15 protein-coding genes are annotated in these 16,083 nt (G+C 62.9%); 14 read left to right on the forward strand and 1 reads right to left on the reverse strand.

From position 1 onward, the window contains the following. Positions 1-136 precede the first annotated feature (136 nt). The 9 genes from MRBLSP13_RS05445 (at position 137) to MRBLSP13_RS05485 (ending at position 10,017) form a co-directional block, all read left to right on the forward strand. Entirely contained in the window at positions 137-2,614 is a 2,478-nt protein-coding gene (locus MRBLSP13_RS05445; protein ID WP_363753198.1) for a TonB-dependent receptor, read from the forward strand. Between the two features lie 80 nt (positions 2,615-2,694). Next, positions 2,695-4,110 carry an MFS transporter gene (locus MRBLSP13_RS05450; protein WP_363753200.1) on the forward strand — a complete coding sequence of 472 codons (1,416 nt, stop codon included), beginning with the start codon at positions 2,695-2,697 and terminating at the stop codon, positions 4,108-4,110. Between the two features lie 22 nt (positions 4,111-4,132). Beyond that, positions 4,133-5,278: an alpha/beta hydrolase family protein gene (locus tag MRBLSP13_RS05455; protein ID WP_363738171.1), complete on the forward strand. Its 1,146-nt coding sequence runs from the start codon at positions 4,133-4,135 to the stop codon at positions 5,276-5,278. Next, the gene (locus tag MRBLSP13_RS05460) at positions 5,275-5,583 is read left to right on the forward strand and encodes a hypothetical protein (RefSeq protein WP_363738170.1); all 309 of its coding nucleotides are present in this window, start codon (positions 5,275-5,277) and stop codon (positions 5,581-5,583) included. The genes MRBLSP13_RS05455 and MRBLSP13_RS05460 overlap by 4 nt, the downstream gene beginning before the upstream one ends. Continuing rightward, positions 5,576-6,400, forward strand: a complete 825-nt coding sequence (locus MRBLSP13_RS05465) for a 2,3-dihydroxyphenylpropionate 1,2-dioxygenase (RefSeq protein ID WP_363738168.1) — start codon at positions 5,576-5,578, stop codon at positions 6,398-6,400. The genes MRBLSP13_RS05460 and MRBLSP13_RS05465 overlap by 8 nt, the downstream gene beginning before the upstream one ends. Then, on the forward strand, positions 6,397-7,176 hold the full coding sequence (locus MRBLSP13_RS05470; RefSeq protein WP_363753203.1) for an alpha/beta fold hydrolase: 780 nt from the start codon (positions 6,397-6,399) through the stop codon (positions 7,174-7,176). The genes MRBLSP13_RS05465 and MRBLSP13_RS05470 overlap by 4 nt, the downstream gene beginning before the upstream one ends. 4 nt (positions 7,177-7,180) lie before the next feature. After that, entirely contained in the window at positions 7,181-8,311 is a 1,131-nt protein-coding gene (locus MRBLSP13_RS05475) for an FAD-dependent oxidoreductase (protein WP_363753206.1), read from the forward strand. Beyond that, the gene (locus MRBLSP13_RS05480) at positions 8,311-8,970 is read left to right on the forward strand and encodes an aspartate/glutamate racemase family protein (RefSeq protein ID WP_363753209.1); all 660 of its coding nucleotides are present in this window, start codon (positions 8,311-8,313) and stop codon (positions 8,968-8,970) included. Before MRBLSP13_RS05475 ends, MRBLSP13_RS05480 begins: the two co-directional genes overlap by 1 nt. Positions 8,971-9,033: 63 nt before the next feature. Further along, complete coding sequence (locus MRBLSP13_RS05485) at positions 9,034-10,017, forward strand: helix-turn-helix domain-containing protein (RefSeq protein ID WP_363753212.1); 984 nt, start codon at positions 9,034-9,036, stop codon at positions 10,015-10,017. 150 nt (positions 10,018-10,167) lie between these two features. On the opposite strand, the gene MRBLSP13_RS05490 is transcribed toward MRBLSP13_RS05485, so the two are convergent. Further along, complete coding sequence (locus tag MRBLSP13_RS05490; RefSeq protein WP_363753215.1) at positions 10,168-10,863, reverse strand: TetR/AcrR family transcriptional regulator; 696 nt, start codon at positions 10,861-10,863, stop codon at positions 10,168-10,170. 107 nt (positions 10,864-10,970) lie between these two features. On the opposite strand from MRBLSP13_RS05490, the gene MRBLSP13_RS05495 reads away from it, so the two are divergent. Genes MRBLSP13_RS05495 through MRBLSP13_RS05515 form a run of 5 tightly spaced genes read left to right on the forward strand, consistent with a single transcriptional unit; the run spans position 10,971 to position 16,071 of the window. Beyond that, positions 10,971-13,352, forward strand: a complete 2,382-nt coding sequence (locus MRBLSP13_RS05495; protein ID WP_363753218.1) for a xanthine dehydrogenase family protein molybdopterin-binding subunit — start codon at positions 10,971-10,973, stop codon at positions 13,350-13,352. Further along, complete coding sequence (locus MRBLSP13_RS05500; protein ID WP_363738155.1) at positions 13,349-14,008, forward strand: SRPBCC family protein; 660 nt, start codon at positions 13,349-13,351, stop codon at positions 14,006-14,008. The genes MRBLSP13_RS05495 and MRBLSP13_RS05500 overlap by 4 nt, the downstream gene beginning before the upstream one ends. Positions 14,009-14,010: 2 nt before the next feature. Next, positions 14,011-14,484 (forward strand): (2Fe-2S)-binding protein, encoded by a 474-nt coding sequence (locus MRBLSP13_RS05505; RefSeq protein ID WP_363738153.1) that lies wholly within the window; start codon positions 14,011-14,013, stop codon positions 14,482-14,484. Beyond that, positions 14,481-15,293: an FAD binding domain-containing protein gene (locus MRBLSP13_RS05510; RefSeq protein ID WP_363738151.1), complete on the forward strand. Its 813-nt coding sequence runs from the start codon at positions 14,481-14,483 to the stop codon at positions 15,291-15,293. The genes MRBLSP13_RS05505 and MRBLSP13_RS05510 overlap by 4 nt, the downstream gene beginning before the upstream one ends. Next, on the forward strand, positions 15,283-16,071 hold the full coding sequence (locus MRBLSP13_RS05515) for an SDR family NAD(P)-dependent oxidoreductase (protein WP_363753221.1): 789 nt from the start codon (positions 15,283-15,285) through the stop codon (positions 16,069-16,071). Before MRBLSP13_RS05510 ends, MRBLSP13_RS05515 begins: the two co-directional genes overlap by 11 nt. The last annotated feature ends 12 nt before the right edge of the window (positions 16,072-16,083 follow it).

Genomic DNA, 16,083 nt, shown 5'->3' on the forward strand with positions numbered 1-16,083 from the left:
CGCACGGCGAGAATAGATTTGCCGCAATGAGAAACAAGAATAGTCCGCGCCATTTGCCTAATGCTCGGACTGATAAATCGCTGCTCGCGCACATCCTCCGGCCGTCCACAGAAGCAGCGAAGTAGGGGAGAATGAAATGCCAAAGCGCTTCAGGGCCATTTTCTGGGTTTCCGCTGCACCGCTTGCGCTGATCGCTTCTGGTCAGGCATTCGCGCAGGAGGCTGCACAGCAGTCGGCGTCATCGACGGCGTCGCCGCAGGAAGTATCCAGCCAGCTGGCCGACATCGTGGTGACTGCCGAGCGTCGGTCGAGCAGCTTGCAGCGCACGCCGATCGCCATTCAGGCAGTGGACGGTGGCGCCCTTCAGGAAGCCAATGTGTCCAAGCCCGTAGACCTCGTGAAGCTGGTGCCGGGGCTGTCGGTCAGTCGCGGCTTCGGCGGGCTGAACAATATTTATGTCCGCGGCATCGGTGCGCAGATCATAAACGCGTTCGGTGACATGGCTGTGGCGCAGAGCATCGACGGCGCCTATGTCGCGCGCGGCACTGCGCTTTCCGGCGCTTTCCTCGACGTTGCGCGGATCGAAGTCCTGAAGGGGCCGCAAGGCACGCTGTACGGCCGCAACGCGACGGGCGGCGCAATCAACTACATCACCAATCATCCGGACTTTGAAACCAGCGCGCATTTCGATGCGCAGTACGGAAATTACGACGCCGTTGATCTGAAGGGCGTCGTCAACCTTCCCTTCAACGACAAAATTGCGATGCGCGCCGCGGTCGGTTTCATCAAGCATGACGGCTACATCGAGCGCACCGGAATGGATGACCAGAACACCGTCGCGAGCCGCGTTTCGCTGCGCTTTGAACCGAGCAGCGACTTCAGCATCTACATCGCGGGCGATTATTCGCGCGACCATGGCAATGGCGTCGGCCAGGTAGTGATGAACACCACGGCAACCCATGCCACGGCGATCACCGCTGATGCGTGGCAGGGGCCGCCGCTCGGCTTCTACGCGCCGGCGAACTATGATGGAACACTTCAGAATCCAGGTGTAGGATGTACCCTGCTGCCCGGCGCGAACCAGTGCGTTCCGCCCAACACCGTCACCTACAATCCCAATCTTTATGGCGCAGGCGTCGGCGGCTATGCGCTCAATCCCGACACTGTGGGCCGCTGGGCACCGGGGAGCTTCCTGAACAACAGCACCTGGGGGGTGTCCGGGCAATTCGATTGGCGTGGCCCGGGCTTCACCTTTACCTTCCTCCCGGCATATCGGCACACCCTGGCAAATTGGGTCAATCCGGCCGGCGGCTACCAGACCATCATCCGCACGCCCGCTGACCAGCAGAGCTACGAGGCGCGCCTCGCGTCCGATGGTAACGGCCCGCTCAAGTGGCTTGTCGGTCTCTATTATTTCCGCGAGACCCAGGATCCGTTCGAGCGGTACTGGAACTTCAATCAGGTGCCCGGCGGCCTTATCACCAACCAGGGTTATATCCGTCGCGACTATCACCTCGCCGACACCAGCTATGCAGCGTTCGGCCAGGTGACCTATTCGATCACGCCAGAGTTGCGCCTGACCGGCGGCCTGCGCCATACCTACGAGAAGAAGTCGATCTCCGGTCTCTTCCGCATCGGCCAGCCGGCCTACACCGATATCGGGGGGACACCGTTCTGCCCGGTTGGTGTCGCGGGCACGACCTATAATCTGCCGACGTCGGAGTGCATCGTTCCCAGCAACGACAGCCGCTCGTGGAAGGCGACGAACTGGAAGATCGGGGTGGACTACGACATCGGGCCGCGCTCGATGGTCTACGCCAACGTCTCGACCGGCTTCCATGCCGGCGGTTTCAACGATGGCGTGAATGCACCGGCCGGTACGTTCAATTACAAGAACAGCTACGAGCCGGAAAGTATCACCGCCTATGCGCTGGGTACCAAGAACCGGTTCCTCGACAATCGGCTGCAGTTGAACGTCGAGCTGTTCTACTGGAGCTTCAAGAAAAAGCAGAACGGCGCGCTGAGCGTGCTCTATCCGCCGGTGGTCGGCTTCCCGATCCTCAATGTCGGCAATCTGAAGGAATATGGCGCCGACGTGGAAGCGACCTTCCTTGCCACGCCGGACGATCTGCTGACCGCCAATCTGTCCTACCTGCATTCGCGGTTCGACAATTATGTGTTCACGCCCACTTCGCAGGTCACCTGCCCCGCAATCGGCATGAACCCGATCCTGCACATCCCGATCGTCGACTGCGCTGGCAAGCCGGTACCGAATGCCCCGATGTGGAACGCCTCGCTGTCCTGGCAGCATACGTTCCATCTGCCGGGCGACAGCACGATCGTGGCGGGGGTGCGCAGCAACATCCAGTCCGACACGGATCTGACGATCGGCGCACCGGCGTTCGCACATCAGAAGGCCTATCAGATCACCGACCTGACGCTGACCTACAAGGCGGCCGAGGATCGCTGGAGTTTGTCCGCCTACGTCAACAATGTCACCAACAGCCAGGTGTTCAACAACGCCCAGCAGAGCTTCAACAGCGGCGACAGGACGTGGTGGGGCAATATCCTGCCACCGCGGACTTATGGCGTTCGGGCGTCGGTCAACTTCTAGCCCGCCTGCCTTGCCGGCCGTCGCGATACAGGGACGGCCGGCATTTCTCACACAGAAATGTACAGGGCCTCGTTTCCGACATGGGTGATTTCGCTTCTCATATGGCCCTGACCGGCGAAAGCATCATTGCCAGGCTGGAGGACGCGCCTCTCACCAGTTGGCAGATCAAACTCAGGCTCGTCGTCGGTACTGCCACCTTCTTCAACGCCTTCGAAGTTCTGGCGATCGCTTATGCCTTGCCTGAATTGAAGGCCCAATGGCATCTGACACAAGCTCAGTCCGGTTTCCTGCTGTCGGCCTTGTTCGTCGGGGAAATCATCGGCGCGCTCCTGTTCGGCATGATCGCGGAGACGCGCGGCAGGCGGGCGGCGTTGATCGGTTGCACCGCGCTATATTCCGCGATGAGCTTGGCAGCTTCACTGGCCCCGAATTATCATTGGCTGGTCGCGGCCCGCCTCCTCACCGGCATTGGCCTCGGCGCGGAAGTTCCCATCGCAGTCACCTACATCTCGGAAATTGCCAAGGCCCAAGGACGCGGGCGTTTCGTGCTGTTGTACGAACTGGTCTTTCCGCTCGGCCTGCTCGCGGGCGCGTTGCTGGGCTGGTGGTTTATCCTGCATTTCGGCTGGCGGCCGTTTCTGGCGATTGGCGCCCTGCCAGCGGTTTTGGTGCTGCCGATGATGATCCGTTTCGTGCCGGAATCGCCCCGATGGCTCGTGCACCGGGGCCGTCTGTCGGAAGCCGACGCCATAGTGCGGCGCATTGAAGCGGCGAGCGCGGGGTCCACGACACCGGGTTCTACCTTGTGGAACACAACCGAAGCCCGCGTCACGGATTTACCAGGCAAGTCGAACGACAAGCCAATCTTTCCGTTCAGCTTCGCCATCCTCAGCGGCTTGTTTTCTCAGGGCTATGGCCGACGCACAGCCATGCTGTGGACGATGTACTTCTGCTGCTTCTTCATGAACTACGGCTTGGTTACTTGGCTGCCCACGCTCTACCACGGGCTGTTTCACCTGTCTCTCAGCGACAGCCTGCGCAATGCGATGATCACGCAAGCGGCGGGTTTCTCGGGGACGCTGACCACGGCGCTGGCGATCGACCTTGTCGGGCGACGGATTTGGTTCAGCACTGCGTTTCTGCTGGCCGCGGCCGCGTTTTTCAACCTGGGAGTCAACGGGCTGGAGAGCGCGAACCACATGCTCGTGGGCGGATGCATCAGCTTCTATTTCGTCTCGGCAATCTCGATCGGAATGATCCTGTACGCCCCCGAGCTCTACCCGACCCGTATGCGCGTGATCGGCGTGTCGCTTGGATATGCGGTGTCGATCCTGGCCGGCATCGTTGCGCCGATGGCCGTCGGTCTGATCGTCGATACGGCGGGGCTGGGGATGATCTTCGCGATCTTCGCCTGTCTCGGCGCGCTGGCAGGGGCAATCTGTCTGATCTTCGCCGTCGAGACGCGCAATCGCTCTCTTGAACTGATTTCACCTTGAGCCGCAAAGCGGAGAAACCCCGATGCCGAATGCCGATACCGTTCATGAACGCCCCAGGACGCTCGAAGAAGCCAAAGCCTGGATGCTGGATCGCACCCGAAAGCGCATCCACCCGATGAACAACCTGAGCTACGAGGACACAGAAGGCGTCGTCGCCCAGTTGCAGGGCCTTGATCCGGTCAACTGGGCTGCGGCCTGGACCGCCGCCGGCGAGGCTGCCTTTGCCGCCGGCGTCGCTGCGCGCGAGGCCGGCAAGCTCGAGGACGCCAAGGCGCAGTTCCTGCGGGCGGACGGCTTCTTCTTCCTGGGTCGGTTTCCTTGCCCCAATCATCCCGACAAGCTGGCAAGCGCAGCACGCGAGCGCGACGCTTATCTCGCTGCAGGCGCCTTGTTCGATCCGCCGATCGAGCGGGTCAGCGTTCCGTTTCAGGGCGAAGAAGGCGACGGCGATGAGGTTGTGTTCCTGCTGCGGCGCCCGAAGGGCATAGAGCGACCGCCGGTCATCGTCATGTGGGGTGGTGTCGACGCCTGGAAGGAGCAGATGACTGCGGCGAGCGACCTTGCGCTCAAGCAGGGGGTAGCAACAGTCGCGATAGATGGGCCGGGAACCGGGGAATCGCCAGTCAAGGGTCGGCCCGGCGCCGAACAGCAGTTTCTGCCGGTCTTCGACTGGCTGGCCGCGCGCGACGATCTGTCGGGCCGGTTGCCCGGATGCCTCGGCCGTTCGTTCGGCGGCTACTGGGCAACGCGGCTGGCCCACCTCTATCCCGATCGGATCGCCTGCGGCGTCAACTGGGGCGGTGGCGCCCACTTCATGTTCCAGCGCGATTGGATCGAAAGCTCGCGTTATCCCGACAGCTACCTGATGGAGCTCGTCGAGACGCGGATGCGGATGCTCGGCGCTCGCACAGAAGGCGAATATGTAGAATTCTTCGAGCGCCTGTCGCTGCTCGATGCCGGCATGCTGGACGGCCCCTGCGCCCCAATGCTGCTGGTGAACGGGCGAGAGGACAAACAATGTCCGGTTGCCGACATCGACCTGCTCGTCGGCCACGGAGAACCCAAGTCGGTGCGGATGTTCCCCGGCGGGCACATGGGGATCACTCCACAAACCCTTCCGCTGATCATCGACTGGACATGCCGCATGGTGAAGGAGCGCGCCCAATGATCAACAATTGGCTACAGGCCATTCCGACGGGCGAGGCCTATCAGATCAACCGGGTTCTTTACCGGATCCAGCATGACCGGGACGAGGAGAAACGCTATTTCGCCAATCCCGACGTCTATATCGCAAGCTATCCGGAACTGACCCCGGCGGCAACCGCGGCACTCGAGCACACCGACGTCACGCAGCTCTATCTGCTGGGTGCCAACCCCTATCTGCTGCGCGCTTACTGCCTGCAACTCCGGATCCCGGAACAGGAGTATCTCGCCGCGCTGAGGAAGGCTGGCAAGGAGCTGGAAAATGGCTGAAATTGCAGGGATCTTCGCCGTCAGCCACACCCCGGTGATGACCAATCTGCCGCACGCGCCGGCAGAGGAGGTGGCGCGTCAGGTGTTCGACGAGTTTCGCCGGACGGGCGAAGAAATCGCCCGACTGGACCCGGACGCGATCGTGCTCGTGTCCAACGATCATCTTCACAACTTCTTTCTTGGCAACATGCCGGCGTTCTGCATCGGCATCGCCGACACCTATGACGGCCCGATCGAGGGCTGGCTCAAGGTCGACCGCAAGACCATTCCGGGCGCGCGCAGCCTTTCCGCGCACATATTGCAACATTGCCTGGACAGCGGCTTCGACCCGGCGTTTTCGCTCGAACTCGTGCTCGATCACGGCATGGTCACGCCGCTCACGCTGGCCGGCATTTGCGGCGACTTTCCGGTGGTGCCGATCCTGGTGAATTGCGTCCAGCCACCCCTGCCGAGGATGATGCGCTGCATCGAGCTTGGCCGGGCAATGGCCGAGGCAATTCGTTCCTACGATGGCGCCGAACGGGTCGTGGTGCTCGCCACCGGCGGCATCGCTCACGACGTCGGCACGCCGCGCATGGGCTACGTCAACGAACAATTCGACCGGCGCTTCCTCGAACTGCTCGGCGGAACCGACGAAGATGCGCTGACCTCATTTTCCGAGGCGGAAGTCAATAGCGCCGGCAACGGCGCCGAGGAAATCCGCAACTGGCTCGTCGCGCATGGCATTGCTGGTTGCCGCAACTTCGAACTGAACCACTACGAGCCGGTCAGCGAATGGTACACGGGCATCGCTCTGGGCCGATGGAGGGGTGAATGAGTGCGGTGCTTTCGGGCCGCACCGCCGGAGCCAATACGCGGCCAGCGGTCGTGCTGTTGCATGCGATCGCTACATCCTCAGCGTTGTGGGATCCGCAGATCGAGGTCTTGGCGGAGCGCTTCCACGTTATAGCCCTTGACCTGCCCGGCCATGGGAGAAGCGCGGCGCCGCCGTTTGCCGGATCCATCGAGGATTATGCTGTCGCAGTCCTGGCAACGCTGGATGCCATGGGCGTGGAGCGGTTCGGTGTGGTTGGCCTCTCGTTCGGCAGCTCTATCGCGCAGGCCATGGCGGTGATGGCGCGCGAACGGGTGACCTCGGCGGTGCTGGCCGGGGGCACGGCATATCCGCCGCCGCCTGTCCAGGAAATGTGGCGTAGTCGCGCCGCTGGAGCGCGCCGCGATGGAATGGGCGGCCAGGTAGACGACATACTGGCGCGATGGTTTACGCCGGCGTTCCTCGTATCTGCAAAGGCGCGTGTCGATACGATCCGCCAGCTGGTCCTCGCGACACCGGCCGAGGGTTATGCGCTTGCGGCCGAGGCGATCGCCGGGCTGGACAACCGGGCCATACTCTCGCGGATCGCCTGCCCGACGCTGGTTGTTGCCGGTGAGCACGACGTGGCGGTGCCGATCGAGGCGCTGGAGACGATCGCACGGGCAGTCCCGAACAGCCATCTGGAGCGTGTGAACGCGGCCCATCTTATGAACGTGGAGGCAGCACGGCAATTCACCGACCTTGTCGGTGGGCACCTGTCCTCCACCATTGAGAGTTGATGCCATGAACAAGCTGAATGATCTGAAGGCTCTGATCGTTGGTGGCGGGGTCGGCGGCATGGCGACTGCCCTGTGCCTGCGTCAGTTGGGTGTTGCCGTCGATCTGATCGACAAGGATCCCGAATGGCGGGTCACGGGCGCCGGTATCACCGTGACTCGGCCGACCCTGCGCGCGATCAAGGCACTCAACCTGCTCGAGGAATTTCTTGAAGTCGGGTTTGCCGGAAACGGAATCCAGGTCTGCAACGTCAACGGGCAGCCGGTCACGCACCTGCCGGACCCTGAGCTGGGGGAGGATCTGCCCGGCAGCGGTGGCGTGATGCGGCCCGACCTTCACCGGATCATGTCGAGCCGGGTGCGCGATGTCGGCACCGATGTTCGCCTGGGTTGCACGGTCGACGGCTTTGACCAGGGCGACCATGCCGTCGAGGCGCGGTTCAGCGACGGCCAGACGCGCACCTACGACTTCGTGGTCGGCGCGGACGGTGTCTTCTCCGCGACACGCGCGGCGATCTTTCCGGATGCCGACCAGGCCGAATATACCGGGCAGACCGTGTGGCGCCTGTACACGACGCGGCCCGCGGGCATCGACCGGCGGCACTTTTTCCTTGGGGGCCCGCACAAGATCGGGCTGTCGCCGGTATCCCAGACCCACATGTACATGTTCCTGCTTCAGGTTGGCCCGCGGCCGCCAATCTACCCCGTCGACGAACTGCACGTCCGCTTGCAGGAGCTGATGGCAAGCTATGGGGGGATTCTGGCCGGGATCCGCGATAGCTTGACGGTGGATTCGGTCATCAATGTGCGCCCTCTTGAGGCATTCCTGTTGCCTGCGCCCTGGTACAGCGGGCGCATCATCCTGGTCGGCGATGCGGCTCATCCGACAACCCCGCAGCTGGCTTCGGGGGCCGGCATGGCGATCGAGGACGGCCTCGTGCTGGCCGACGAATTGCGACGTTCCGGGGGAGACGTGGCGCGCATGTTCGCGGCGTTCATGGCCCGTCGCTATGACCGCTGTCGGCTGGTCACCGAAAATTCGATTGAGATCGGCCGGCGCGAGCAGGATGGGCGGCCTCCCGAGGAGCAGACCATCCTTGTCGAGCAGTCGCTGGCCAAGCTGGCGGAACCGATCTGATGGCACCGCCCAGGATTGCGCTGATCTCAGCCCTGCGGCTGTCGCTCGATCCCATCACGGAGAGCTTCCGGCGATTGTGGCCAGAGGCGGAACGCGTCCATATTCTCGATGACAGCCTGTCGGTCGACCGCGCGGCCGATGGAATCCTGACGGAGTCCATGATCGGGCGCTTTGTCGAATTGTCGCGCTATGCGATCAGGTTCGCGCGCGCCGACGCTATCCTGTTTACCTGCTCGGCCTTTGGCGAGGCGATCGAGACGGTGGCGGGGATGATGGACATTCCCGTGCTGAAGCCGAACGAGGCGATGATCGACGAGGCTGTCGCGCTGGGGCGGCCAGTCGGCCTCCTCGCCACGTTCGCGCCGACTCTCGGTTCCATGCTTGGTGAATTTCCAGGATCGCTTGATGTCGAACCCCGTCTTGCCGTCGGGGCGTTGGAGGCAGCGGAGGCCGGGGATTTTGCCGAGCATGACCGCCTGTCTGCGGTCGCGGCACAGGGTTTCAGTTCCGAACGCGTAGTCGCACTGGCCCAATTCAGCCTGGCCAGGGCAGCACCGGAAATTGCGCGGGTCACGGGCGCGACGGTACTCACCACCCCGGACTGTGCGGTCAGAGCCTTGCGGCGCAAATTTGGACAGGTCACAGATTTTTCTGGATAGATGTACTATTTTCCGGTAATTCTCCTTGCGAAAATGGAATTGCTTGCGGGGAGAGGGGCAATAATGGCCGAGGCTGCGCTCCGGGCGGAAACCTTCACTACAGCTGGTGTGCCCAGCGGTCGGCGATCATCCAAGTTTCGCAAGGACATGGCCTCGCTGTTCTCGATCGGACTGAATATTCGGCCCGTGGGCTCGCAGGCGCTGGAGTGCGCGGTCGATGGATTTGCGCGGCCCGGCCTGCGTTTCGCCAAGTTGCGCTTTTCTCCGCATATCACCGAACCCGCCAGTTCGCAGCCAAGCCCGGTTCCCAGCTATCTGGTGAGCGTTCACCGCGAGGGTACCGCATTTGTCAGCCAGGGAGGGCGAGAAAGCATGATCCACCCCGGCGACATGTTTCTCGTCGATCCTGCTCGACCGTTCATGATAGAAACCGGCGAAATTTGCACCACGTCCATCTACGTTCCCTGCGCGGCGCTGCGTTGCTATTTTCCCAATGTCGACAGCTGCACGGCGATTGCGATGCAGACGAATACAGGTCCGGCCGCGTTATTCAGAGCGTATAGCGACGAACTCTTTCGTGTCGGCATGCAACTCAACGCCGATGCAGCCGAAAAGGTGGCTGACACGATACCGTTGATCCTCTCGACCGTGCTTTGCGGCATGGCTGAGGATTTTTCTCCGGTGTCGGCGGGCGGCCAGGCTGCCCATCGCCAACGGGTTTTGACGTTCATCCGGCAGAATCTGGCGGACGCCGACCTTTCCCCTTCTCTGATCGCCCGCAACGTCGGACTGTCGCTGCGCTATCTCTACGAATTGTTTGAGGGTGAGGCTGAGCCCTTGATGCGGCGCATCTGGCGCGAGCGACTGGAGCGCTGCAAGGGAGAAATCGTGCATCCGCAAATGACGGATATATCGATCGGAGAAATCGCCTTTCGTTGGGGTTTCAACGATGCGTCGCATTTCAGCCGAGCGTTCCGGCGTCAGTTCGGGGTTGCTCCGCGCCAGGCGCGCCTGGCCGCGCTCAGGCGTGATCTGTCGGTGAACTAGCGCGATTTCCAAGCGATCGGAACCGATCGCTGATTAAGAAATCGCGGCAAACAAGGATTCCAGAGCGGCGAGCTGATTCAATCAGATCGAAACCCGCTCTGGATTTCAAGATCACGGCAGACGGCTATCGCCTCGAGGAAATCGTCCGGTTCAATTTGATGGGGCATTTTCAGACGGAAGTCCGATGTCCGCCTTTCCTGAAAATGCTTTGGCATCGGGCATCGAGGGCGATTGCGCAGCGAGAGCGCGCATGCCGCCGGCAAGGAACGCAATGGCCTGATCATAATTTTCCGAGAGACGATCGCTCGACATCTTCCCGTTGGACAGGCGGTCCAGTAGCTTGGTCGACGCGAACAATCCCACCATGACGGAAATCAGGTGGACATAACCCTGTGTCGCCGTGTCAAGGGTAAGTCGCGGTTCCACCTCGCGCATGAGCGAGATGAACTTTCGACCCGTTTCGCCAAACAGGCGGTCCACCAATGGCGCCCAGCGCGCATCCTGAGCGATGTGCGCCAATATCTGCGCGTATCTGCGCCAACCGTCAGACCCTCCTTCGACCTTGTCGCGAAAGGGATCGAGGAATGCGTCGAGCAAAGCTTCGATTGTCGGATCAACCAGATCGCTCAGTCTTTCTTTCCGCCTTTGGGTGAGTTCTTCTGCGCGGCGCGCGACAACTGCTTCGAACAGCAATTCCTTATTGGGGTAGTGATAAGTAACGACCCCGAGGTGCTGGGCTGCTGCGTCCGCTACTTGACGGATCGAGACGGCTTCGTAGCCGGACAGGGCGAATTGGGCTTCGGCCGCGTTCAGGATCGCCTGCCTGGTGCGCTCGCCCTTGCGCATTGCCTTTTCATTTTCTCGTACGGTCATACAGAAATCTCTTGCCTCTTTCGTACACGGCCTTAAATTCAATATCGCACCGCCGTCAAGCCGTGGGGATGTCCACGCCAATGATCGACCAAGGCGGTAACGAGCGGGGAGGAAAAGTGTCCGGTTTTGGCATTGGCCAGGCGGTCCGGCGTCGCGAGGATCGTCGCTTTCTGACGGGCGCCGGCAGCTACGTCGGTGACGTCAAGCGGGCTCGCATGGCGCATATGTGCGTGATCTATTCGGACCAGGCGCATGCGGACATTGTCCGCATCGACGTCAAGGCCGCAATGGAGTCGCCGGGCGTGCTTCTGGTCCTCACCGGACAGGATGCCGAGAATGAAGGTCTTGGCGGCCTGCCGCCCTATTTCATGCCGGAGGACGCCGGCGGCCCGCCCGGCTTTCGCACCATCCGCCCCATTCTGGTGTCCGATCGGGTCCGCTGTGTCGGTGACAGGGTAGTCGCCGTGGTAGCGGAGACCGCCGACCAGGCCCGCGACGCGGCGGAACGCGTCGAGATAGAATATTCCCCCCGTCCTTGCGTCACGACGCCGGACGGCGCTGCGGCGTCCGATGCGCCGGAAATCTGGCCTGGTTGCGAAGGGAACCGCAGTTTTACACTGGCATTTGGCGACCCCGAACGCACGGACGAGGCGTTCGCCCGCAGCGCTTTCGTCGTGCGGCTTGACTTGCGCAACAACCGCCTCTCGGCCAACTCGATCGAGCCGCGATGTGCGCTGGGCGAGTTCGTCATGAATGATGGCGATGGTCAGTACATCCTGCACACCAGCTCGCAAAACCCGCACGGCGTCCGCAAGATGCTGGCGAATTCGGTCCTCGCCATTCCCGAAACGTGCCTGCGCGTCATCTCTCCCGATGTCGGTGGCGGGTTCGGAATGAAAGCCGACCCCTATCCCGAGGATGCGCTGGTTCTATGGGCCGCGCGCAAGCTGGGGCGGCCGGTAAGGTGGATTGCCAGTCGTTCGGAATCACTGGCGGGCGATAATCATGGTCGCGACCAGGTTGCTTCGGCGCAGATGGCCTTCGACGAAAATGGCCGGGCCATAGGCCTGCGCGTACGCGCCTATCACGCGCTGGGCGCCTATGTCGCTTCGGCCACGGTTGCGCCGATCACCTTTTCGATGCGCATGTTGCCCGGGGTCTACGACATCCCCGCCATTGATGTGCGGACGTCGGCCATGTTCACCAATTGCTCGCCCACGGGTCCGTATCGCGGCGCAGGCCGGCCCGAGGCATGCTTCATGCTTGAGCGGCTGATGGATGAAGCGGGCCGCGTTTCGGGATTGGGGCAGGTGGAGATCCGGCGCCGGAACCTGATCGCCGAGCAGGCCTTGCCATATGCGACCCCCACCGGCTTCACCTATGATAGTGGCGATTTCGCCGGAATGATGGATAAATGCCTCGAACTGGCCGACTGGGAAGGCTTCGCGGCGCGCAGGCAGGCGTCAGAAGGCCGAGGGCTCGTTCGCGGACGCGCTGTCACCTGCTATATCGAGAGCGCAGGCGTGTTCAACGAGCGCATGGAACTGCGCTTCGACCCGTCTGGTGGAGTATCGATCCTCGCCGGCACTCATTCGCACGGCCAGGGGCATGCGACCGCCTTTGCGCAGCTGATACACGACTGGCTCGGTATCCCCTCTGAACAGATCCGACATGTTCAGGGCGATACGGATGCAGTGACATTCGGTCGCGGGACCTATGCCGCCCGTAGCTCCATGCTGGCAAGTACAGCGCTTCGGGCCGCAGCCGACGAGGCGATCGCGCGCTGTTCGCCTATGGCGGCAAGCATCCTTGAGGTGGACCTCGATGCCGTGGAATTCGGCGAAGGCCTTTTCCGGGCCAAGGCCACGAACCGCACTGTCTCGTTGCAGCAGGTGGTCAGGGGCTTCTTCGCGCCGATGGGCGTGCCGGGCGGCCAGTCCCTGGGTTTATCGACCGTAGGCACGGCCGGCGGTGAAGCGCCGAACTTCCCGAACGGCGCGCACGTCTGCGAGGTCGAGGTCGACCCCGAAACCGGTGCCATCCGGATAGACCGCTACACCGTCGTCGATGACGTGGGCAAGGCGATCAACCCGATGATTTGCGAGGGCCAGATCATTGGCGGCATCGCCCAAGGCGTCGGGCAGGCTCTGGTCGAGGAGGTCGTCTACGACCCGGCCACCGGCCAACTGCTGAGCGGCAGCTTTTCAGACTATGGAATGTTGAGGACAGACACGATGCCAACCATAGCCGCGAGGCTTGAGGAAATTCCATGCAAGACCAACCCCGTCGGGGTCAAGGGCGTGGGGGAATCCGGCACGATCGCCGCGCCGCCCACGGTGGTCAACGCGGTGCTTGATGCGCTGCGCCCGCTTGGCGTCACCGACCTGCAAATGCCGCTGACTTCGGCGCGCATATGGTCCGCGATCGATGCCGCCGCCTCGCGCAAGGCAGAACCGGCGTGAAGCTCGTCGGTGAAGCGCTGATCCGCGCCGAGCGCGAGCTGGTCTGGCAGGCGATCAACGATCCCGATATCCTGCGCCAATGCATCCCGGGGTGCGAGGAAATCACGCGCGAGACACCGGTCGACTGGGTGGCGACGGTGGTGACCCGCGTCGGGCCGGTAAAGGCCAGGTTCAATGGTCGAATCCGGCTTGAGGATCTCCAGGCGCCGGAAAGCTGCCGCATCGTCGGCGAAGGATCAGGCGGCGCGGCCGGTTTCGCCAAGGGGGCCGCGCTGGTCCGCCTTGCGCAGGAGACGGAGGGCACGCGGCTTACCTATGATGTCAGCAGCGAGATCGGCGGCAAGCTGGCCCAGATCGGCTCGCGCCTGATCGAGGCTTTCGCCAAAAAATATGCGGCTGAGTTCTTCGACAAGTTCGGAGCGATCGTCGAAGCCGGAACGGCCCCGGATATATCCGCAATTCCGGGCGAAGCGCCGGCTGCACCGATCCCCGCCGGAGATGGGCGGGTGCCCTTGCCTGTTGCAGGCGCGCAGCCCCGTCCCGCACCGGCTGTCGCGGAATCCGCCCGGCGGTGGTTCGATGCCCAGTCGTTCACGATCCTGGTGCTGGCAGCGCTGTTGGTCTTCATGACCGTCATGTACACACTCAAGCCCTGATCATGGAAAAGCTCTACCCACTTTCGCTTGCTGTGAACGGCCGGGAAGTCAGCGAGATGGTCAGCGCGCGGCTGCTGCTGGTCGATTTCCTGCGCGATGTTCTGGGTCTGACGGGCACGCACATCGGCTGTGATACCACCCAATGCGGTGCCTGCACCGTTCATTGCGACGGGCAGGCCGTGAAGAGTTGCACGATGCTGGCGCTCCAGGCGCAAGGGCAGGCGGTCACCACGATCGAGGGGCTCGGTCCACGGGGCGATCACCCGCTGCAGCAGGCGTTTCGCGAGGAGCACGGCCTTCAGTGCGGTTATTGCACGCCCGGCATGATCATGGCTGCCGCCGCGCTTCTGGACACGAACCCCTCGCCGGACGAGGCTGCGGTCCGCCATGCGCTGGAAGGCAATCTGTGCCGCTGCACCGGGTACCAGCCGATCATCGCGGCCGTGATTTCCGCCAGCCGGAAGACCGGCCAATGAGAGAATTCGTCTATTCTCGCCCTGAAACTCTTTCGGACATTCTCGATATCCTTGCGGGCGATTCCGATGCCAGGCCGCTGGCCGGAGGCATGACCTTGCTGCCGACCATGAAGCAGCGGCTTGCCGGTCCTTCGGAGCTGGTGGACCTGGCGGGGGTTCCACTGCTGAGCGAGATCGAGGAAGACGAAGGCGAACTGCAGATCGGCGCCATGGCAACGCACGCTGCCGTCGCAGGCAGCGCGCTCGTGCAGTCCCGGCTTCCCGGGCTTTCGCTGCTGGCCGACGGCATCGGTGACGTCCAGGTCCGTAACCGGGGTACGATCGGCGGCTCGATCGCCAACAACGATCCGGCGGCCGATTACCCGGCGGCGATCCTCGCGCTCGATGCGGTGGTCGTCACAGACCGCCGCGAGTTGCCTGCCGACGCCTTCCTGACAGGATTGTTCGAGACCGCGCTGGAACCGGGCGAGCTTGTCCTGCAGGTGCGCATCCCCACTGACCAGGCATTTTCCTATGCCAAGTTCCGGCACCCGGTTTCGGGTTACGCCATGACCGCCGTGGCCGTCGCCCATGGCCCCCGTGGCTGGCGGGTCGCAGTCACCGGAGCGGGCGCGGGGGCATTCCGGATGCCGGACGTCGAGCAACAATTGTTGCGCGACGGCAGCCCCGAAGGCATCGATCGACTGACCTTCGATCTGCCGGAACTCATCAGCGATTTTCACGCGGGCGCGGACTACCGGGCCAATCTTGTGCGCGTGATGACACGGCGGGCGGTACATGCTCTGCTTGGAGGACAAAATGCCGACTGAGCTTCCCCGGTCGGGCCGTCTTGCCGCCAAGGTCGTCGCGATGACTGGCGCCACGGGGGGACTTGGCCTGGCGACCGCGCGATTGATGGCGCGCGAAGGCGCGAAACTGGCTCTGACCGACATTGACGAGCAGGCGCTGGATATTCTGAAAATGGATTTGATGGCCGAAGGAACCGAGGTCGTTGCGGTTCCGGGTGACGCGACCCAGCCGGAAACCCACGCCGCGTTGGTCAGCCTGGCCATGGAACGGTTTGGCGCCCTGCACGCCTGGTGCAATATCGCCGGCATTCTGGGGCCCGGCGATCTGGCCGACGTCACGCTGGCCCAGTTCGACCGTGTGATGCACGTCAACTGCTTCTCGCAACTCATCGCCATGCAGAAGGCCGCGCCGGCCATCCGCGCTTCGGGCGGCGGGGCGATCGTCAACGTCTCGTCGGTCGGGGGGCTGGTATCGCTGCCCCACATGAGCGTCTATTGTGCTTCCAAGGCGGCGATCATCGGCATGACGCGGGCATTGGCGGCCGAACTGGCGCCCGACATCCGATGCAATGTCATCTGTCCGGGCGGAATCGACACCGGCATGGCGCAAGGGCTTCTGGCCGGGTTACCGCCGGAGGACCGAGCGGATCTGCTGGCCAAGTTGACCGGTCGCCAGCACCTCAAGCGCTTTGCCCACCCCGCCGAGATCGCGAAAACCATCCTGCACCTCGCGTCGGACGAATCTTCGTTCATGACGGGATCGGTCATCGCCGCGGACGGCGGCCACACGAGTTGGTAGACAAGGCCAAGG

The organism is Sphingobium sp. LSP13-1-1.1 (assembly GCF_040676415.1).
Taxonomy (GTDB): Bacteria; Pseudomonadota; Alphaproteobacteria; order Sphingomonadales; family Sphingomonadaceae; genus Sphingobium.